Source organism: Mesoplasma entomophilum (assembly GCF_002804125.1).
Classification (GTDB): domain Bacteria; phylum Bacillota_I; class Bacilli_A; order Mycoplasmatales; family Mycoplasmataceae; genus Mesoplasma; species Mesoplasma entomophilum.
This window is the reverse complement of the sequence record NZ_CP024966.1, coordinates 752,377-774,576: the sequence shown is the minus strand read 5'-3', so window position 1 is coordinate 774,576 and position 22,200 is coordinate 752,377. Positions and strand designations below refer to the sequence as shown.

Genomic DNA, 22,200 nt, shown 5'->3' with positions numbered 1-22,200 from the left:
TAATAAAACTGCGACACTCATGAGCTTATTTTCTCATAAGTATCAAGTCTGAATTATAATTCTTAATAGGCTTTTAACAGCCTATTTTTTATTTTAAAAGTTTATTTAGTGTGTCTCCAAGACCACCTGCATCATTAGATAACTCAGTTATACCTGAAGCAATTTCTTTTAATTTTGGATTACCACTAGTTAAGGCAATACCATATCCAACTGTTTTAATCATTTCAAAATCATTCATTTGATCACCAAAAGCAATAACATCTTTAATATCTTTATTGTAATATTGGGCAACCATTTCAGCAGCAAAACCTTTGTTAACAAATTTGTTTGTTATTATTAAAATTGGCTTTTCTCCAATATTTTCAACACCATAAATTAAGTTAGATTTAACTTTAACTGCGTTTCCAAATTCAGCGTTTAAAGTATCAACAATATTAATAAAGTTTAAATTTGTCTTTAACTTAATAATTAAATTACTGCAAGGACCTTTTCAGTCTTTTAAAATGTCTCCTTGAACTGGAACCTCTGCATTTGCATCGACAATAAAGAAATTATCAGCACTATTTTGAATCATGTTAGTATGGTAGTATTCAACAATAATGTTTTCAATTTTTCCTTTCAATATTGGATGTTGTAAAATACTTTTTGTTACTTCTTCACTAATTGGTAAAACTATTCTTTTAAAGTTTTTATGAACTGGATCAGATATATGTCCTCCATCCAATGTAACTAATAAACTATCTAGTTCTAGTTCATTATAAATATGTATTGTGTCTTTTAAACTTCTACCTGTGCAAATACAAACAGTATGCCCATCCTTAATGGCGTCTTGCAAAGCATTTTTTGTTATTGGATTAATTGTTAAATGGTCATCTTTTAAAGTTGTTCCGTCTAAGTCAATTAATATTAATCTCTTTTTCAATTTGTCTTTTAATTGCATATTTTTACTTTCCTTTCCAGAATAAGTAGTCATAAATATATTTTATCAAAAATTAGACAAAATTATTTTCTCTTTAATTTTGTTAAAGGTTATAATTAATTTTAAAGGACTGATATTTAAATGAAAAAATTAACAACAAATGAAATTAGAAAAATGTGATTAGATTTTTTTAAAACAAAGAATCACCATTTCTTAGAACCAGTTAGCCTAATACCTGTTGAAGATCCTTCATTATTATGAATTAATTCAGGTGTAGCTACTCTAAAACCATATTTTGATGGAAGAAAAACTCCGCCATCACCAAGATTAACTAACTCTCAAAAAGCAATAAGAACTAATGATATTGAAAATGTTGGGGTAACTGCAAGACATCATACAATGTTTGAAATGTTAGGTAATTTTTCAATTGGGGATTATTTCAAAAAAGAAGCAATATCTTTTGCTTGAGAATTATTAACAAGCGATAAATGATTTGCTATTCCAACTGAAAAATTATACATAACTGTTTTTGACGAAGATATTGAGGCTTACGAATATTGAATTAATGACATTGGTATCAAACAAGATCATATTTTTAGATTAACAAGAGATACAAACTTTTGAGATGTTGGACAAGGACCATGTGGACCTAATACGGAAATTTTCTTTGATCGTGGTGAAAAATGAGATAAAGAAAATATAGGACCAAAACTTTTAGCTGAAGATATTGAAAATGATAGATATATTGAAATTTGAAATATTGTATTTTCACAATTTAATAATGATGGATTTAATAATTATTCAGAATTACCAAGAAAAAATATAGATACTGGTGCTGGTTTAGAAAGAATAGCGTCTATATTTCAAGACACACCAACAAACTTTGAAACTGATATCTTTTGACCTACAATTAAACAAATTGAAAGTATTTGTGATTCAAAATTTAAATATTCAATTGAAAATTATTTTGATGAAAAAATTGAACAAACTAAAATTAATACAGCATTTAAAGTAATTGCCGATCACGTTAGAGCAACAAGTTTTGCTATTGCTGATGGTGTATTCCCAGGTAACAAAGATAGAGGTTATATAATTCGCCGCTTAATTCGCCGTGCTCTAATGAAAGGTATGGAATTAGGAATCAACGGGCCATTCTTAAGTACATTAGTAATTAATGTAATAGATGCAATGAAAGATTTTTACCCATATTTATTAGAAAAACAAAATTTAATTGAGTCTACAATTTTAAATGAAGAAGAAAAATTCTTAAAAACTTTATCAAAAGGATATGAAGCTTTAAATAAAATGATTGAAAGTGATAAAAAAGTAACAGGTAAAAATGCATTACTTTTATTTGAATCATTTGGTTACCCAATTGAACAAACTATTGAAATTGCTGAAGACAAAAACGTTAAAGTTGACATTGAAGAATTTAATCATTTATTAGAACAAGCAAAAGAACAAGCGCGTAATGCAAGAAAAGATTTAAAAGCTTGAGATAAACAAAACGAAATTTTCACAAAGCTTGATATTGATTCAGAATTTACTGGTTGAGAAGAAACTAAACATGAAAATGCAAAAATTGTTTATATTTTTACAGATGATGAAATTCTTTCAGAAGCAGCTGATACTGAAGTTTATGTTATTTTAGACAAGACACCATTTTATGCTGAAAAAGGTGGTCAAGCAGCTGATACAGGATACTTAGTAAATAATTCAGCTAGAGCTGAAGTTATTGATACTCAGCAAGGACCTAACCATCAACATATTCATAAAATTCAGTTAGAAGGTTCAATTAAAATCGGGGATACTATTGATGCATTTGTTAATGAAGAAAAAAGAACTTTGACTATGAAAAACCACTCAGGAACTCACTTAATTCATGCTGCATTAAGAGAAATATTGGGCGAGACAGTTATGCAGTCTGGATCATACAATGATGAATATGGACTGCGTATGGACTTTACATATAACGATTCTATTAAACCAGAAGAATTATTAGCTGCTGAAAAGCTAGTTGTTGAAAAAATAAATGAAAAAATTAGTAGAAATGTTTATTTCTGTTCAATGCAAGATGCAATAAGTAAGTATGCTGCATTAGCATTCTTTACTGAAAAATATGATGATATTGTTAGAGTAGTAAAATTTGGGGAATTTTCAAGTGAATTATGTGGAGGAACTCACGTTGATAATACACATGATATAGAAGATTTTATGATTACGGGATTGGAATCAAAAGGTAGCGGAGTTTATAGAGTTAAGTGTTTAACTTCAAAACAGTCAATAAATGAATACTTAAATACAGAGTTTAATAAATTGTTAAAATTAATACAAGAAATATTTGCAAAGTATGAAAACACTAAATCAATTTTGGCAGATCAAAAAATTGAAGATATTATCAAAGATGCATTTAACAAAGAAATTTCAAAACAATCAATTATTTCTTTAAAACTTATTTTGGAAAACTTGTCTATTGCAATAAAAGTTTATGAAAGAAAAGTAGAAGAATTATTAACAACTCAAAAATTAGAAAAGTTTAAATCATTTGAACCAAAAATCAATGAAAATGGAACACAAATAATTGAAGAAAAAGTGAATGGTTTAAATATCAAAGATATGAAAACATTAGTTGATGAATATAAAAACAAATTTGAAAAAGTAATCATAATTTTAACTTCTGAAAACACTGATGGTAATTTTGTTGTTGTTGGAGTAAGCGAAAAATTACAATTAGAACACTCAGCGATAGAAATATTTAAAAATCTACCAATTTCACCAAAAGGTGGAGGTAACGCTAGTTTAGCGCAAGGTAAGTTTTAATAAAGAAAAACATTTAATTTTATTTTTTCCCACTATTGTTGTATAATTTTATTTGAAACACAGAAAGGAATAAATAAAATGAACATTTTAAAAAGAGCATTATCAACAATTATTAACGGATTTTTAAACGGATTTACTCTTGGAATTTTACCTTTAGTATTATGAATTTTAAACTTGCCATTAGTAGGACAAATGATTTTTAAAACACCTCAAGCCGAAAGCAGAGGAGCAGCTTTAATTTATGGTTTAATTTACGTATTATTATGTTTATCAATAGTAGGATTTATTTTTATTATTATATGATGCTTAATGGGTAAACAACCTTTAGCTTTACAAATCACAAATTGATTATTAAAAAAATAATTTTATTTATTAACAAGATTTGCTTAGCAAATCTTTTTTTTGCTAAAATAACAAAGTAAAAGAGGAGAGACAATGTTTTATTTATTCACAAAGAGCATTTTAATTGAAATAGGTTTTAAGAAAGAAAGTTATTATATAGGAAATGCAAAATTTGAATTTTTACCAGAATCAGTTTTAAATAATTGTTTTTCTTCTGCAAATTGAAATAGAGCTTTAAAATATAAAACAACTGCTCATGAAATTAATGAGAAGTATTTTATGCTAGAGGTTGATATTTATTGAAATTTAAATTTTCAAAAAATAGAACTTATGAGTAAAATATTTTTCTTTAATGAAATACTAAATTCAAAACACTTTAAAGATACTTTTTTAGATACTTTATTTTCTCACTATTTTAAACACACGCTAAAACTAGAAAAAACAAAAAGCATTGATAAAACATTTATTGAAGAATATGCACCTGATATTTTTAAAGACAACTTAAGAATAAAAGAGTTTGATAATTTTTTAATACTTAATGAAGAAATAAACACAACTGACAAAAAATTTAAATCTGTCAGTGAATTAAAATATGATTCCTTTAAATGAAAAGTTAACAAATTTAATCAAATAATTTATTCATTTCCTAAAAGTATTTTGCCGAAAAATACATTAGTAAAAAATACTGATTTCATTGATTTAAATAATTCTTTGTTCTATATAAATTCTCAAAGCATGTTAAATGAAAATTTAACATTAGAATTTTGCATTAGTAATGAAAATATAAAAAATGAGATATTAGAAAAAATGATTTTAGAAATTCAAAAGTCTGAGGACCCTTTAAATAATTGACATCTTTTTAATTTAACAAAAGACTTAAGATATCTAAAAAATGAATTATTGAAAATAAAAAACTCATCTGATTCAGTTGAGAGTTATTTAAAAGATGTTTATTCAAAACTAAAAAGAAATTATGATAAAGAGCTAGAAAATTTATATAGAATCAGTTAATATTTACACTTTAACTTGATTGATGGATAAAAAAATGTATAATTAAAAATGACTGATTTTTATTGTGGGAGAAGTTCTAATGCTTCACATGGACCACAGCGAGTAAAAGCAGCCGACTAACAGAATATTAGGAGGATAAGCCCGTGGCTAAAAGAATTACACGTATTGCCAAATTAGAATTTATGGCGATGCAAGCAAAACCAGGAGCAGAATTAGCTTCTTTAGGTATTAACATGCCTGAATTTACAAAACAATTTAACGATGCTACTAAAGATCGTGCAGGAGACGTTGTTCCTGTAGTTATTACTGCATATGATGACAAATCATTTGACTACATACTAAAAACAACACCAGCAGCTATTTTATTAAAAAGAGCAGCTGGAATCGAAAGAGGAGCAAGCAATGCTAAAACTCAAACAGTTGCAACTATTTCAGCTGACAAAGTTAGAGAAATTGCTGAATACAAATTAGTTGATTTAAATGCAAATGATGTTGAAGCAGCAATGAAAATTATTGCTGGTACAGCTAGAAACATGGGAATCAAAATTACAGGTATGGAGGAATCTAACTAATGGCTAAAATTTCAAAAAGAATGAAGAACGTTAAAGGTTTAGTAGACAAACAAAAAGTTTACACACTTGACGAAGCAATTAAATTAGCAAAAGAAACTTCAACAACTAAATTTGATTCAACTGTTGAATTATCATTTAACTTAAACATTGATCCAAGAAAAGCAGATCAACAAATCCGTGGAGCATTAGTATTGCCAGCTGGAACAGGTAAAACTCAAAAAGTTTTAGTTTTAACAAATACTAAAGTTAAAGAAGCTCAAGATGCAGGTGCTGACTTTGTAGGTGGAGAAGAATTAATTACAAAAATACAAAAAGAAAACTGATTTGAATTTGATGTAATTGTTGCTACACCTGAAATGATGGCTAAATTAGGAGCAATCGGAAAAGTTTTAGGTCCAAAAGGATTAATGCCTAACCCAAAAACTGGAACAGTTACAATGGACGTTGCTAAAGCAATTGATGAAATTAAAAAAGGTAAAATTGAATTCCGTGCAGATAAAGAAGGAAATATTCACACAATTATTGGAAAAGCCTCATTTACTGCTGAACAATTAAAAGAAAACTTTACTACAATCCTAAATGAAATGAGAAGAGTTAAGCCTCAAACTGTTAAAGGTGATTACATCATTAACACTACAATTTCAACAACAATGGGTCCTGGAATTAAAGTAGAAATTAACTAATAAAAACGGCGTAAGCTGTTTTTTTATTATTAGAAAGAAAGAACTAAAAAATGAAAATATTATTTAAAAATTTTGATGAATTAACAAGTAAAGAAGCATGAGAAATATTTAAAAATAGAAGCGAAGTTTTTAATGTTGAGCAAGAATGATTATCATGTGAAATTGATGAAAATGATCTTAAGGCAACGCATTTAATTATAAGAAATGACGAAAATGAACTTATTGCTTATTTAAGAATATTTGAAGTAGATGAAAATACCGTAACTTTAGGTAGAGTATTAACTCCTCAAAAATTTAGAGGACTTGGATTAGGCAAAATTTTGTTAGAAAATGCAGTTAAATGAATTAATGAAAAATGACCTAACAAAAAATTAAGTATAAGTGCACAGTATAGACTTTTAAATTTCTATAGAAGCTTTGGTTTTGTTGAAGATTCTGAAATTTACGATGATGAGGGAATAGACCATATAAAAATGGTTTTAAAAAAATAATTTTTTATATATCATAATAATTTTCCAAAAATTGACATTATTTTTGAAAATTATTTTTTTTATGTATAATCATATTAATTACTTTATATGAGGTGCTTCTTGAAAAAAATAGATAAATATAAATATTCGGCAAAAACATTGTTTTTAACTATTTTCCAGTTCAAAACAATTATAAAAAATTCTAAATCTTATTTTTTAGATTATAAAAAGTTTTGCTACACATATTACCGCGAAGGCCTGAATGAAAAGGGAATAGAAATCAATTCTATTCAGTTATACTATGATGATTTAAAAAATAAAGGTTTAAATTATTTAAATCATACTTTCAACCAAAATCAAATTGAAGAAATCAGTCTAGAAAATGAAAAAGGAAAAATTAGTTGCTTAATTGCAAGAAATAAAAAATCAAACAAATGAGTTATAGGTTTGCATGGATGAACTGAAAATAAATATTTAGCTTTAAGGTTAGTTCATCATTTTTGAAAGCAGGGTTATAATGTTTTGACTTTTGATGGCTTTGCGCATGGTTTAAGTTATGGTGAAAAAACCGATATAGGATTTTCGTCTATTCAAATGTTAGAAGAAATAATAGTTTATTTGAAAAATAATGAGCAAGCAAAATCTATTGGTCTAATAGGTAACAGCATGGGTGCTTCTACAAGTGTATTGTTTATTCAAAAAAGTAAGATAAAATCACTTGTTAATTGAGTAATTGCTGACTGTGGATTTAGCAATATTAAGCATCAATATAGATACTATATAGAAAACAATTTATATCACACTGAATGATGAAAAATTGGTTTTTTATTTACACATAAATTTAGTAAAGAAACAAAAACACCACAAAAAAAATTTAATTTATTAAAAAATATGAAAAAAGCAAAAAACATCCCAGTGTTTTTTATACATTCAAAAGGAGACACATTTATCCCATTTGAAATGAGTGAATTAATGTATGATAAAAAAACAAAATTTGAAAAAGAGATTAAAAGCGAAATTTGAACTCCTAATGGTTCTGAACATGTAAATACAATAGTAACTTATAATGAAGAATACATTTCAAAAGCAATAAATTTTGCAAGAAAGTGAGAGTAATATGAAACTAAATAGAAAATATGGATTTTGAACAGTTCTAGCTTCAACGTTAGCTGCAATTGTTGGATCAAGCATTATAATCTCATTTAACATGGTTTTTGCTCTTGCTCAAGCAAATCCGTTGTTGATGATACTAGCTTGGGTATTTGGAGCATTAATAGTTTTGCCTGATGCGTTTATAGTTATTGAACCATCAATTGGATATGGAGAAAGTGGGAGTGGGTATAGTTGAATTAGAAAATGTAACTGAAGAATTTTGGCATTTTGGTTTGGTTGAGTTTTAATTTTATTTGTTTCTGCTACTTCACTAGCAAGTTGTTGTTCCGCTATGAGTTCAATGATAACTCAAATTTTAGAATTGGATTCAAAAGATCTTGCTGTTGAAAGTTTACAAAAAGCTTTGGCTGTATTTATATTAGTATCTCTTGCCGGAGTACAAATAATGGTTAAAAATAGTAGTAAATATACACAAATATTTTTTCTATTTGTAAAAACTTTGCCAATTATTCTAGTATTTATACTAGCAATTATGTATGGATCAAAAGAAGGTTTGCTTTCAAATTCACAAATGAATAGTAATTTAGGGCATGCATATATATCTTCAGCAATGTTAATCCCAGCAATAACATATACAGGATTTGCATATTCAGGTCATGAATTTCCTACATATATTACTGAAGAAATTAAAAATCCTAAAAAAACAGTTCCATTAGTAATCATTAGCGCAGTGCTAATTGTACTCGTTATTTATGTTTGTTATGGTATTGCTCTTTTATCATTGGCAACACCAGATAGTCAAGGGAATTGAATTGATCCAAATGGAACAACATCAACAATTTTTGCGCAGCATAAATGAGCAGTACTAACATTTAACATTTTTGCTATATTCTTATTTGTTGGTTCTGTAAATTCTTTATTATTCTTTCAATCAAGATTAATACATAAATTATCTGAAACTGGAGATGTGCACACCTTTTTTGGAAAAGTACATAAAAAAACAAACCAACCGTATACAGCTATTATATTGCTTGGTTGTGTTGCAGTGTTTTATATCTTATTTAGTTCTATCTCAGAAATAATTTCTTCATTTGCACTTGCAACAAGTACATTAAAAATTTTATTAAATTCGGCAATAATAAAATTAAGATTAAAAGACCCTGAGTATAAAAAAATATATGGAAATAAAACTTTCTGAATACTAATGATTTTAAGTTTAGTTACATGTGCTCTTACATTTATTGGTTCTATCTATTTAATGGTTATAATACCTCACCAACAAACAGGAGCAAGCACATTTTCAATCTTATGAAAACCAATTTTAATGGTTATTATTGCTTTTTTAGTTTATTTATTTGGAATTTTTAAATTTAATAATATAAAAATTAAATAACTTTAAAGTTATTTTTTTTATTAAATGTTATCTTATATATATGAACTAATAAAGTTCATTTATTTATAAGGAGACATATGATAGGAATTATCAAAGGTTTTCGAGATGAATTTTCATCTCGAGTTCTGTCTTCGGTGAAAAGAATTTCTAAATTTTTTGGTATTGCGTTAATACCTATATTGTATGGAGTTACATGCTTAATAGCTTTTTGAAACCCAACAATTAATTTAGGAAAGGCACCAGTTGCTATTTTAAACGAAGACAAGACAGTCTGAGTATATAAAAATAATGATATTGAAAACTTTGATTTTAAGATCGGTGTTTTAACTGATCATAATTATAAATCAGTTGATGGATCTATAAGTAAAGAAAAAGCAATTTCTTCTGCTTATGACAAACAAAACAAAGTTTTATATACAAACGCTGGAAATATGCAAATTTCTTCAGAAAAGGAACTTGCAAGTCATATTTTTCAATTTAATGTATGAGACATAATTAAATCAGCATTAAATGAAAAAACAGACAAAAATATTAAGGATGAAGATTACGTATTTTCTTCACCTGAATTAAAAGAAGATATGGCTTTCACAAATATAAGATATATTTCATCTCAAAAGGAAATTGATAAACAATGAAAAGGTAAAAAATATTATGTGCAAGCTAAAATTGAGAACGGATTCGCTGAATATCTAATCCAACAAATAGGATCAAGTTTGAATAAAAACACTGTTCCAAAAAGCGAAAAAGTTGACATAAACATTTGAACAACATTTGAAAGAAACTTTATTTTTGGATATTACCTTAACAGTATGATGGAAATGAAGTCAGCACTTATAGTTTCAGCTATTGAGAATTTTTTAGGTGAAAATATACCATCTTTAATTTCAAACATTGTTTATAAAAACTTTTATAAACAAATTAGTTACATTCCAACCAAAAATGAAATAGTAAAAATTTCTCAAAATATAGGGAATGTATCTAATTCTGATATTGTAATTGAAGCAGGTAAGCAATATGTTATTAGTGATGCTGTAAATCAATCAAATGAATCATCTAATGACGTTAAATCTGAAAATACTATTTTTGGAGACATTAGAAAAGAAACAACAATTTCTCCAGATGCTGCTAAAAAAACAAATGGTATTTTAACTAATAGCATTTCAGGACTTTTGAAAAGTCAAAAAATTCAAAAATTAGCTAAAATATTGAAATTAGATCTTACTAATTCAAAACTACTGGGTTATATTTTATTTTTAAATGATAATTCACATATAGTAAATAAATACTTATATGATGTAATGCATGGAATTGATCCATTTACAGATTCACAAAGTATGTGAATTAACATAGATAATATAGATAAATTGGGATTAGATAAAAAAACTGAAGCAGCTATCAAAGTGATCGTGTCAGGATTAAATAATAGTTTTATTGAAGAATTTAAATTTAACTTTAAAACTTATTTACCAAAAATAAATTCTATATTAGTTAAAAAAACTGGATTTAGTTTAAAATTAATAAAACCTCAAGAAGTATTTACTTCAAAGGCTAATGAATTAAATCGAAATGCTGTGTCAATAACAGAATTTAATAAAAATATGGATATGCTTGCTGCAAAAAATGGATTCACAAATCAAATTGCACTATTGAACGCAATCAGTAATAAAACTATTGAATTAATTAAGCATAAGCTTTTTGATAAATTCGATGTTGTAAATATTGAAATTGCAGGTTTAAAAAATGGTATATATGGTATTGGAATTGGCGAATTTTTTATAATAATTGGATTATTTGTAGGAACATTTATGCAAACATTCATTTATGATAGAGCAAGAAGAACCAAAAAACTAAAAGCTGGTAAATGATATACATCAAAAACATTATTAATGTTAGTTACAGGTATGACTCAAGTAACAGCCTTAACCATTGCGCTTTCTCTGACTGGGTGAATAGCAATCGGTTCAGCTGCAATGCTTTCAGTTTGATTATGGCTACTATTTGTAGATTTAATATTTGTATTAACAATTCAGGGATTGTGGTTCTTATTTAAAGACGAAACAATTTCAAAAGTTTTAGTTATTGTATACTTAGTTATAAATATATCATCAGGTTGAGGAACATTCCCTTCATTTATGCAATTTGAGTTTTTCCATAGAATTAGTTTTATTGCAGAATTTACATATGTATTACATGGATTAGGTTCTATAATATACGGTGTTGGAGAAAATGGATTTAATTTAACTGACAGTTTATATATTATGCAACAAGCAGGAACACTGTTAATCTTCGCTTTATTCTTTGTATCTATAGGATTATATGGTGCAAAAAACAGAAACAGAGAAATAAGATTTGGAAGTTTCATTGGCAAACATGTTGTTGATGGAATGATCTCATTAGGATTAGTTAATGAGTTAGCTGAATTCACATCAGATAGAAAAATATTTAAATATAACTGAAATAAAATGAGTGAAGACATTTATTTAGAGCTGGCTCAAGAAGTTAGAAGATTACATCCTTTTGAGGGACAATTTGAGTGATATAAAAAACGCCAAAATGATGGCGTATTCCCTCCTAATGAAACTGATATGGATATTATGAAACGCAACGATGATGTTGAAGTTTAAAGATAATTATTGAAATAAATAATTGATATGATATTATTAATAAGGCTATTAATACCAAAGACAGTAACTGGGAAATTCCCTTAATTTGTTACCGAGGATTAAAATAAACATTTATTAAATAAATCAAACATTAATTTAAAAAATGTATTTTTACGTTTCCCTCGGTCTTTGCATTAAGAACCGAGGGTTTTGTTTTACAAAATAAGAAAATAGGAGGAATACGAATGTCAACAAATAGACCTGCACATGCTAAAAAAGCAGAAATCGTTGCTGAGATTGTTTCTAAAATTCAATCAGCTCAAGGTGTTGCTATTGCAGAATACAAACACTTAACAGTTGAACAAATGTCAAATTTAAGAAGACAAGCTTTAAAACAAGGTATCGAAGTTAAAGTTTACAAAGACTCACTTGTTAGAAGAGCAGTTGAACAATTAAATTTAACAGAATTAAACGAATATTTAACTCAACAAAATGTTTTTGTTTTCTCAAATGAAGATGCAATTGGTGCTGCTAAATTAGTAGCAAACTTTGCAAAAGAAAATGAAGCATTAAAATTAAAAGCCGGAGTTTACGAAGGCGCAGCTATGGATACTGCGGCAATTATGGAAGTTGCTACATTACCATCAAAAGAAGATTTATACTCAATGTTTGCATCAAGCTTACTTTACCCATTACGTCAAGTTATGGCTGTAATTAATGCTGTTGCTGATACAAAACAAGACTAATACAAATAATCAAAAATGTATTAATAGCAAAAAAGAAATATATTAAAGGAGACCAAAATCATGGCAATTACAAAAGAAGATATTATTAAAGCATTAGAAGAAATGAAATTAACAGAATTAAACGAATTAGTTAAAGCAATCGAAGAACACTTCGACGTTGTTGCATCAGCAGGTGTTGCTGTTGCTGCTGGACCAGCTGCTGCTGACTCAGCTCCATCAGAAGTATCAATTATGTTAACAAATGCAGGTGGACAAAAAGTTGCAGTTATTAAAGTAGTTAAAGAAGTTACAGGATTAGGATTAATGGACGCTAAAAAATTAGTAGACGGAACATTACCAGTAGCTATTAAAGAAAACGTAAAAATTGAAGAAGCTGACGCAATTAAAGCTCAATTAATTGAAGCAGGAGCATCAGTAGAATACAAATAGTATTTCAACTAAATTCTTAAAAAATACCCCTAAGAGAGATCTTAGAGGTATTTTTACTTTACAAAGTTAAATCTAAAATAAAAACGATGTTTTAGTTGTTGAAAAACCTTATAAAATACATATTTAATTGATTTTTTAAGGTGTTTTATATATAATATAATAATCGAGTATAGTTTAGTTAGTTAAGAGCTTCTGCTATCCTCAATTTTTTTGCAAAAGAAATATTGGGAGGAAGTCTAATGAGTCTAAATTATTTTTTAAATAAGAAGATCATTGATTCAATGAATCAAATTGCTGAAGAGCAAGGCCTTTTTACTGTAAATTTCCCATTATCAATAGGGCAAAAAATGAATTTTGAACCAATGGAAGAAATAGAAAGCGATAAGTATTTAACTAATTACTTTCAAGCATATACATTTAAAAATGAACAGCAGTTTTCAGATTTAGTTCTAGTGAGCAATATATCTTCATTAATGTTTTTAGAAAATTTAGCAGAAAGTTCTTCAATGCTTTCGATCAGTAACATGATTAGAAGAATTGAAAATGGTGCGAAGGCTAAAACTAAAAAAGAAAAGATTGCATTGAATCTAGTTGAAGCAGTTAGATTAGTAAAAAAAGCTGACTTTGAAATAAATGAAGATAACTTTGAGTTACTAATTCACATACTATTTAGAAACACTGAATTTAATTTAGACAGAAAAGCAAATTATTATAGAGTTGATAATAAAAAAATATTAACTGATATAACAATAAACTTTGAGTCAATTGATCAAGAACTAAAAGAATTGTTTAAATTTATAAATGATGTACCAGAAAATTCTTTTGATGGTTTCACAAAAGCAATAATTATTTTCTTGCAGATTTTAATTATTCAACCTTATCAAAAATTTAATTCAACTATAGCTTTACTTGTGAGTCTTTGATTCTTAAGCAAGTCTAAAGAAAAAGAAATGTTTGAGATTTGAATTTTTGATTTACTAAATCATTGAGAAGAACTAATTGAAAAAATCAATGAATCAATCACTAATAGTTTTAATGTAAATGAACTTTTAATTTTTATTAAAAATAAATTAAAAGATTCTGTTAAAAGAGGATTTATATCTTCACTAGTCAAAGAGTGGATAGCTCAAGATTCTGAAGTCAGATCAAAATTTTTTCCAAGTGATTATGAGTTTATTGTGTTAATTACTATTTTAACTGAAAGAACTAAGGAAGTATCAGTTAAAAGAATTACTGACAAATTAAAAATTGCAGGATACTCAGGAATTAAAAAACAAGAAATTAAGGAAGCTTTAGAAAACCTCAAAAGCGTTAACATTGTCAAAGTTACAAAAAATGACGCAAACTTTATGGTTGCTGATAAGCAATTAAACAAATATAAATTTATTTTAGAATAATGAAAGGAAACAACATGGCATATAAAATTAAAAAAGTAAACCGTGGCGTTGAAAGACGTGATTATAGAAAAGTTTCAGGTAATCTTGAATTACCAAACTTAATTGAAATTCAAACAAAAACTTTCGAATGATTCAAAACAAAAGGAATTGATGAAGTATTAAACGAATTTTTTGCAATGAGTTCAAATGATGCTAGTGCATCTCTTTTCTTAGAAGGATGAGAAATTAAAGAAGCTAAAATTTCACCAGCAAAAGCAAAAGAACAATCAAAAATTTATGATGCTCCAATTTATGTAGATTTACAATTAATGTTTACAAAAACTGAAGACATCTCAAAAGAATTTGAAGAAATTGTAGAAAAAGATATTAAAAAAGTTTTAGCAAATTGAATTGCTGAAAAAACAGATTCAAAGAATGTTTCACTTGTTAAAAATACAGAAAACATTTATTTCTTTGATGTTAAATTAAAAGGTACAGAAAAAAATGACTTATTCCAAATTACAATCTTAGAAGAAAAAGAAGATCTAGTTGTGGCTGAAGTTAGTGTAAGAAAATGAGGACAAGTATTCTTTGGAGACTTCCCATTGATGACTGACGCTGGAACATTTGTTATTAATGGTTCACAAAAAGTTATTGTTTCACAGTTAGTTAGATCACCTGGTTCATACTTTAAAACAGAAATCAACAACAAGACAGGGGAAAACCTATACAATGGTGATATTATTCCAAGTCGTGGTACTTGATTAGAGTTTGAAACAGATACTAAAAAAACTGCTGAGACAACAAATTCATTATTTGTTAAAATTGATAAATCAAGAAAAACTACTGCAACATCATTCTTAAAGATTTTAGGATTAGACAGAGATACAATCTTAAATATTTACGATAAAGATAAAGTTATTGTTGAAACATTAAAAAATGACAATGATACTGGTGATACATACGCAGACTGAGCACAACATGTTCAAGAAATTTATAAAAAAATTAGACAAGGTGAAACAGCAACTTCTGATGGAGCCTCAAAATACATTAACGGATTATTATTTGACCGTAGAAAATATGATTTAACAAAAGCAGGAAGATTTAAATTGCAACAAAAATTAGCTGTTAAAAACCGTTTAATCGGAAGAATATTAGCTGAAGATATTGTTGATGCAAATGGAAAAGTTTTAGTTGCTAAAAATACCGAAGTTTCTAAAGCAAACTTTAAAGAAATTTCTGAAGCATTATCACAAGATGGCGTAATGGTTTCTTCAATCGAATACAGAGAAGACATTCCTGGTTCACGTCAAATCCAAAAAGTTAAAGTTTACCAAGACAATAACTCAAAGGACGAAACATTTACTATCGTTGGAATTACTCCTAACTCAAAAGAAGAACATATTACAGTTGTTGATATTGTAGCTACTGTTTCTTACTTATTAGGATTAGAATACAACATTGGTGAGTACGATGATATTGATAACTTGGCTAACCGTCGTGTTAGAACAGTTGGAGAATTATTACAAAATCAATTCAGAATGGGATTAACACGTATTGATAAAAACGTTAAAGAAAAACTTTCAACAAGTGATTTATATAAAGTTAAAGTTTCAACAATCATTAATGCAAAACCATTAACTGCTGTAATTGGAGAGTTTTTCAACTTATCACAGTTATCACAATTCATGGATCAAATTAACCCTCTAGCAGAATTAACAAACAAACGTAGATTGACTGCTTTAGGACCTGGGGGATTATCAAGAGACCGTGCCAGCTTAGAAGTGCGTGACGTTCACCCTTCTCACTATGGAAGAATCTGTCCTATTGAAACACCAGAGGGACCAAACATTGGATTAATTAACAACTTGTCAACTTATGCAATCGTTGATGAATTAGGGTTCATTAGAACACCTTACTTAAAAGTTATTGACGGTGTAATTCAAAATGAACACGAATACTTATCAGCTGATGAGGAAAAAGAATACATTATTTCTCAATCAAATGTTACAAAAGATGAAAATGGAAAAATCTTAGATGAAACTGTAGTTTCACGTTACAAAGGTGATGATTACATTGCTAAAGTAAGTGAAGTTCAATTCATTGACGTTTCACCAAAACAAATTGTTTCTGTTGCTACTTCAGCAATTCCATTCTTAGAAAACGATGATGCCAACCGTGCACTTATGGGTGCCAATATGCAACGTCAAGCTGTTCCTACAATTGTTCCAGAATCACCATTTGTTGGGACAGGAATTGAATTTGAAGCAGCTAGAGACTCAGGAGTATGTATTGTTGCTGCAGAAAACGGAATCGTTAAATATGTAGATGCAAAACAAATAACTGTTGAATCAAAAGCGGGAATTAAAACATATACATTAGCAAACTTTGAACGTTCAAATAATGGAAGTTCAATTGTTCAAAAACCAATTGTTAAAGTTGGTGATTCAATTGAAGCTGGACAAATCATTGCAGATGGACCATCTGTTGATAATGGGGAGTTAGCTTTAGGTCAAAACGTTGTTGTTGCCTTTACTACATATAATGGATACAACTTCGAGGATGCTATTGTTATGTCTGAAAGAGTTATCATGGAAGATAAATTTACTTCAGTACACATTGATGAATATGTATTAGAAGTTCGTAACACAAAACAAGGAGCTGAAGAAATCACTTCAGAAATCCCAAACATCAGTGACAATGCTAAAAAATACTTAGACAACGAAGGAATTGTAGCTATTGGTACTGAAGTTAAAACAGGAGATATTTTAGTAGGTAAAGTAACTCCAAAAGGACAAACTCAATTATCACCAGAAGATAAATTATTGCACGCTATCTTTGGAGAAAAATCAAGATCAGTTAAAGACAACTCATTAAAAGTTCCAAATGGTGGAGAAGGAATTGTTCAGTCTGTTAAACGTTTCAAAGCTAAATCAGCAGCGAACCCAGATGGTATTGATTTACCAGCAGATGTACTAGAAGTAATTAAAGTTTATATTGTTCAAAAACGTAAAATCCAAGAAGGGGATAAAATGTCAGGACGTCACGGTAACAAAGGGATTATCTCAAAAGTATTACCAGTTGAAGACATGCCTCACTTAGAAGATGGTACACCAGTAGATATTCTATTGAACCCACAAGGGATTCCATCACGTATGAACATTGGACAAATTTTAGAAATCCATTTAGGAATGGCTGCTAAAAAATTAGGAGTTAAAATTGCAACTCCAGTTTTCGAAGGAGTTAACAGTAATGATTTAGATGAAATCATGGCTGAAGCTGGAATGGAAAACTATGGAAAAGTTAAATTAATTGATGGTCAAACAGGTGAAGCAATTGACAAACCAATTTCTGTTGGGGTTATGTACATGTTAAAACTTTCACACATGGTTGATGACAAACTTCACGCAAGAAGTGTTGGACCATATTCATTAATTACTCAACAACCTCTTGGAGGAAAAGCACAAAACGGGGGACAACGTTTCGGAGAAATGGAAGTTTGAGCGTTAGAAGCTTATGGGGCAGCTCATACTCTAAGAGAAATCTTAACTATTAAATCAGATGACTTAAAAGGTCGTACAAAAACTTATGAAGCTATCGTAAGATCAAAAAATATTCCTACACCAGGAACACCTGAATCATTTAATGTTCTTTCAAAAGAAATTATGGGATTAGGGTTTGACATTTACTTATTAGACGACAAAGGTAATAAGTCACAAATTAATGCATATGATGATGACAATGATTTAATTAATGACGAAAGCATGAAGCATGCATCAACTGACAAATTAACTTTTGAAGATTCAGTATCACTTGTTGAAATTGAAGACTTAGATAGTTTTGAAGAAGTGGATGAAAGTGAAATTAACCTTTCATTTGAAGAAGAATAGGAGGGCAAAATGGAAAATAAAAACAATAAAGTAATTAAAATTGAATTGGCTAGTGCTGATACTATTCGTTCATGATCACATGGAGAAGTAACTAAGCCTGAAACAATTAACTATAAAACATTAAAGGCTGAAAAAGATGGTTTATTTGACGAAAAAATATTTGGACCAACTAAAAACTATGAATGTTTTTGTGGAAAATTCAAAAAAGCTAACCCTATGAATAAAGGGAAAAAATGTGAAAAATGTGGTGTTGAATTAACTGAATCAATCGTGCGTCGTGAAAGAATGGGGCACATTGAATTAGCAGAACCTGTTACTCATATTTGAATGGTTAAAGTATCTCCATCAAGAATCGCATCATTATTAGACTTAAAATCTAAAGAATTAGAAGAAGTTGTTTACTTTGTTTCTCACATCGTTTTAGATCCAGGAACATCAAAACATTTTGCAGCTAAAGAAGTTTTAGATTTAGGAGTTTCAAAATCACAAAAAACTCGTAGCAAATTAAGACCTGCTATTGAAGAAATTATTGCTTTAATTAATGATAAAGATCATAGAGATACATTAAAAGCTGAAAGATTATTAGAAGAATTAAACAATCCAACTATTCCATTCTCAATCGATGAAGCTACTGCTTTAATTTCAAAATATACTGATGCTAAATTTGGTATTGGTGCCTCTGCAATTGAAGAATTATTAAAACAAATTGATTTAGATAAAGAAATCGAAATTACAAAAAATACTTTAGATGCTATTGGACCAAACGCTGATAATTCAAAATTATTAAAAAGATTAGATATTTTAGAATCATTAAAACGTTCAAATCAAAAACCAGAATGAATGGTGTTACGCGTATTACCAGTTATTCCACCAGATATTCGTCCTATTATTCAATTGGATGGTGGAAGATTTACAACTTCTGAAATTAACGATTTATACCGTCGTATTATCATTAGAAATGAACGTCTACTAAAAGTTAAAGAAATGGGTGCACCATCAATTATTATCAACAACGAAAAACGTATGTTACAAGAAGCTGTTGATGCATTACTAGACAATGAACGTAAGCCACGTCCAATTCAAGGAAAAGATAAACGTCCATTGAAATCATTAACAAGTGTGCTTAAAGGGAAACAAGGGCGTTTCCGTCAAAACTTACTTGGAAAACGTGTTGACTACTCAGGTCGTTCAGTTATTGCTATTGGACCAGACTTAAAAATGTATCAAGCAGGTATTCCTCGTGAAATGGCTTTAACATTATTCAAACCATTTGTAATTCAATGATTACAAGAACATGAATATGCTGAAAACGTTAAAGTTGCTGAAAAAATGATTTTACAAAATGATCCAAAAATTTGAGAAGCCTTAGAACACGTTATTAAAGATAGACCAGTTTTATTAAACCGTGCTCCTACTCTTCACAGACTTGGTATCCAAGCATTTGAACCTAAATTAGTTAAAGGGAAAGCAATTCGTCTTCACCCACTTGTAACTACTGCGTTTAACGCCGATTTCGATGGGGACCAAATGGCTGTTCACGTTCCAATTACAAAAGAAGCTGTTGCTGAAGCTAGAGCTTTAATGTTGGGATCAAACGCTATTTTAGGACCTAAAGATGGAAAAGCGATTGTTACTCCGGGGCAAGATATTATTTTAGGTAACTACTATGCTACTTTTGAAGAAAAAAATCAATTAGGTGAAGGAACAATGTTTGCTGAAATTACTGAAGCAATCAATGCATTCGACACTGGTAATGTTTCATTAAACGCGATCATTGGAATTGCTGTTGATGCATTACCAACTGAAAAATTCAATGATAAGCAAAGAAAAGGTTATTTATTAACAACAGTTGGTAAAATCTTATTCAACCAAATTTTTGATGATTCATTCCCATGAATTAATTCATCAAGTATTCATGATGCAAGAGAAGCTGTAAATTCATTTATCTTTGATTTCTCAAAAGATATCAATGAAGCCATTGCAGAGTACACTATTGTTTCTCCAATTAAGAAAAAAGAATTATCAATTATTATTGAAATTTACTTTAACAATTTTGGAGCAAGAAAAACTGCTGAAATGCTAGATAAAATGAAAGATTTAGGATTTAAATATTCAACAAAATCTGGAACAACTATTTCAGCAGGTGACGTTGTTGCCTTTAAACATAAATATGAAGAATTTGCTGAGGCTGATCAAAAAGTTGCAGAAATTACAAGTTTCTACAACGAAGGGATGTTAACTAAAGAAGAGAAAAAACACCGTGTTATCGAAGTTTGATCTGATGTTAAAGATGACATTCAAAAAAGACTTGAGTTAGTATTAAAACAAGATACTAAAAACCCTGTTTTCGTGATGGCGGACTCTGGAGCCCGTGGTAACGTTTCTAACTTCACACAACTTGTTGGTATGCGTGGGCTTATGAACGATACTAAAGGGGATATTAAAGAAATTCCGATTAAATCATCATTCCGTGAAGGTTTATCAGTTTCTGAATACTTCGTTTCTACTCACGGTGCTCGTAAAGGGATGGCCGATTTAGCCTTAAAAACTGCCGATTCAGGTTACTTAACACGTCGTTTAGTTGACGTTTCACAAGAAATTGTTGTTGTTAACGAAGACTGTAAAGCAAACAAAGGATTTGAAATTGAAGCAGTTATTGATACAAAACATAACAACGTTATTGTTCCATTAAAAGACAGAATCGTTGGACGTTACTCATTTAATGACATTAAAGATATTAAAGGTAATGTTGTAATTGCTAAAGATACTTTAATTGAATCAAAAGAAGCTGAAGCGATTATTGCTGCTGGAATTACAAAAGTAACAATTCGCTCAGTACTAACTTGTGATAACCAAAAAGGTGTTTGTCAAAGATGTTATGGACGTAACTTGGCAACAGCATCATTAGTTAAAATTGGAGAGCCTGTTGGGGTTATTGCTGCTCAATCAATTGGTGAACCAGGAACTCAACTTACAATGCGTACCTTCCATACCGGAGGGGTTGCAGGGGACGCTGATATTACTCAAGGTCTTCCTCGTATTAAAGAATTACTTGACGTTACAACTCAAAAAGGTTCAGTTGCTATTATTGCTGAAAAAGCTGGAGTTGTTACAGATATTATTAACAAAAATGGGATTAATACAATTATTGTTACTGAAGAAGTTAATGGAACACAAATTGATAAACCATACAAAACAATGTATAACGCTGTATTAAGAGTTAATAAAGGTGATGAAGTTAAACCAGGTAAAAAACTTACTGAGGGTTCAATTAACTTACATGATCTATTAGAAGTTGCTGGAACTACAGCTGTACAAAACTACATCTTAAAAGAAGTTCAAAAAGTTTATCGTTTACAAGGTATTGAAATTTCAGATAAATATATTGAAATTATTGTAAAACAAATGCTAAACAAAGTTAAAGTTATCCAAAGTGGTGAATCTCATTTACTACAAGGTGAAATTGTAACTCAACAAAAATTTAAAGAAGTAGTTACTCAATGTATCCGTGAAGGTAAAGTACCTCCGGTTGCAAAAAACCAAATTTTAGGTATTAAAAAAGCTCCATTGAAATCAGAATCTTGATTATCATCAGCTTCATTCCAAGATACTGCGCGTGTGTTAACAGACGCAATTATTAAAGGAAGAGAAGATAAATTAGAAGGTCTGAAAGAAAATATTATGCTAGGAAACTTAATTCCTGCAGGAACAGGTTTAACTGGAATTGAAGAAGTAATGGAAATTGCTGAAGAATACCACAAAAACGAATACTAGTATTTAATTTAAAAGTGCTACCGAAAGGTAACACTTTTTTGTTTACTTTAATTAACACT

General features: G+C 28.9%; 15 protein-coding genes and 1 other annotated feature. Of the genes, 14 read left to right on the top strand and 1 reads right to left on the bottom strand.

The window, feature by feature from the left end; translation table 4 throughout:
- Window positions 1-88: 88 nt before the first annotated feature.
- On the bottom strand, window positions 89-940 hold the full coding sequence (locus MENTO_RS03445) for a Cof-type HAD-IIB family hydrolase (protein ID WP_099651457.1): 852 nt from the start codon (window positions 938-940) through the stop codon (window positions 89-91).
- 120 nt (window positions 941-1,060) lie between these two features.
- Here MENTO_RS03445 and alaS point away from each other — a divergent pair, with 120 nt between their 5' ends.
- The 14 genes from alaS (at window position 1,061) to rpoC (ending at window position 22,141) form a co-directional block, all read left to right on the top strand.
- Window positions 1,061-3,739: an alanine--tRNA ligase gene (gene alaS, locus MENTO_RS03440; protein ID WP_099651456.1), complete on the top strand. Its 2,679-nt coding sequence runs from the start codon at window positions 1,061-1,063 to the stop codon at window positions 3,737-3,739.
- 78 nt (window positions 3,740-3,817) lie between these two features.
- A complete protein-coding gene (locus MENTO_RS03435; RefSeq protein ID WP_099651455.1) occupies window positions 3,818-4,102 on the top strand; it encodes a hypothetical protein in 285 nt (94 codons plus the stop codon).
- A gap of 72 nt (window positions 4,103-4,174) precedes the next feature.
- Window positions 4,175-5,092, top strand: a complete 918-nt coding sequence (locus MENTO_RS03430) for a hypothetical protein (RefSeq protein WP_099651454.1) — start codon at window positions 4,175-4,177, stop codon at window positions 5,090-5,092.
- A 143-nt stretch (window positions 5,093-5,235) separates the two neighbouring features.
- Entirely contained in the window at window positions 5,236-5,664 is a 429-nt protein-coding gene (rplK, locus tag MENTO_RS03425; protein WP_099651453.1) for a 50S ribosomal protein L11, read from the top strand.
- Window positions 5,664-6,347 carry a 50S ribosomal protein L1 gene (rplA, locus tag MENTO_RS03420; RefSeq protein ID WP_099651452.1) on the top strand — a complete coding sequence of 228 codons (684 nt, stop codon included), beginning with the start codon at window positions 5,664-5,666 and terminating at the stop codon, window positions 6,345-6,347. The genes rplK and rplA overlap by 1 nt, the downstream gene beginning before the upstream one ends.
- Before the next feature lie 50 nt (window positions 6,348-6,397).
- Complete coding sequence (locus MENTO_RS03415; protein WP_099651451.1) at window positions 6,398-6,838, top strand: GNAT family N-acetyltransferase; 441 nt, start codon at window positions 6,398-6,400, stop codon at window positions 6,836-6,838.
- A 99-nt stretch (window positions 6,839-6,937) separates the two neighbouring features.
- A complete protein-coding gene (locus tag MENTO_RS03410; protein ID WP_167372692.1) occupies window positions 6,938-7,933 on the top strand; it encodes an alpha/beta hydrolase in 996 nt (331 codons plus the stop codon).
- Between the two features lies 1 nt (window position 7,934).
- A complete protein-coding gene (locus tag MENTO_RS03405) occupies window positions 7,935-9,323 on the top strand; it encodes an APC family permease (RefSeq protein ID WP_099651449.1) in 1,389 nt (462 codons plus the stop codon).
- Window positions 9,324-9,400: 77 nt separating this feature from the next.
- Window positions 9,401-11,947, top strand: coding sequence for a hypothetical protein (locus tag MENTO_RS03400; RefSeq protein WP_099651448.1), 2,547 nt, complete (start codon window positions 9,401-9,403; stop codon window positions 11,945-11,947).
- Window positions 11,948-11,983: 36 nt separating this feature from the next.
- Window positions 11,984-12,149: a sequence feature (ribosomal protein L10 leader region), on the top strand.
- 22 nt (window positions 12,150-12,171) lie between these two features.
- On the top strand, window positions 12,172-12,672 hold the full coding sequence (gene rplJ, locus MENTO_RS03395) for a 50S ribosomal protein L10 (protein WP_099651447.1): 501 nt from the start codon (window positions 12,172-12,174) through the stop codon (window positions 12,670-12,672).
- Between the two features lie 60 nt (window positions 12,673-12,732).
- Window positions 12,733-13,101 carry a 50S ribosomal protein L7/L12 gene (rplL, locus tag MENTO_RS03390; protein ID WP_099651446.1) on the top strand — a complete coding sequence of 123 codons (369 nt, stop codon included), beginning with the start codon at window positions 12,733-12,735 and terminating at the stop codon, window positions 13,099-13,101.
- A gap of 239 nt (window positions 13,102-13,340) precedes the next feature.
- The gene (locus MENTO_RS03385; RefSeq protein WP_099651445.1) at window positions 13,341-14,498 is read left to right on the top strand and encodes a hypothetical protein; all 1,158 of its coding nucleotides are present in this window, start codon (window positions 13,341-13,343) and stop codon (window positions 14,496-14,498) included.
- Between the two features lie 14 nt (window positions 14,499-14,512).
- Window positions 14,513-18,367, top strand: a complete 3,855-nt coding sequence (gene rpoB / locus MENTO_RS03380) for a DNA-directed RNA polymerase subunit beta (RefSeq protein WP_099651444.1) — start codon at window positions 14,513-14,515, stop codon at window positions 18,365-18,367.
- A 9-nt stretch (window positions 18,368-18,376) separates the two neighbouring features.
- A complete protein-coding gene (gene rpoC, locus MENTO_RS03375; RefSeq protein ID WP_099651443.1) occupies window positions 18,377-22,141 on the top strand; it encodes a DNA-directed RNA polymerase subunit beta' in 3,765 nt (1,254 codons plus the stop codon).
- Window positions 22,142-22,200 lie beyond the last annotated feature (59 nt).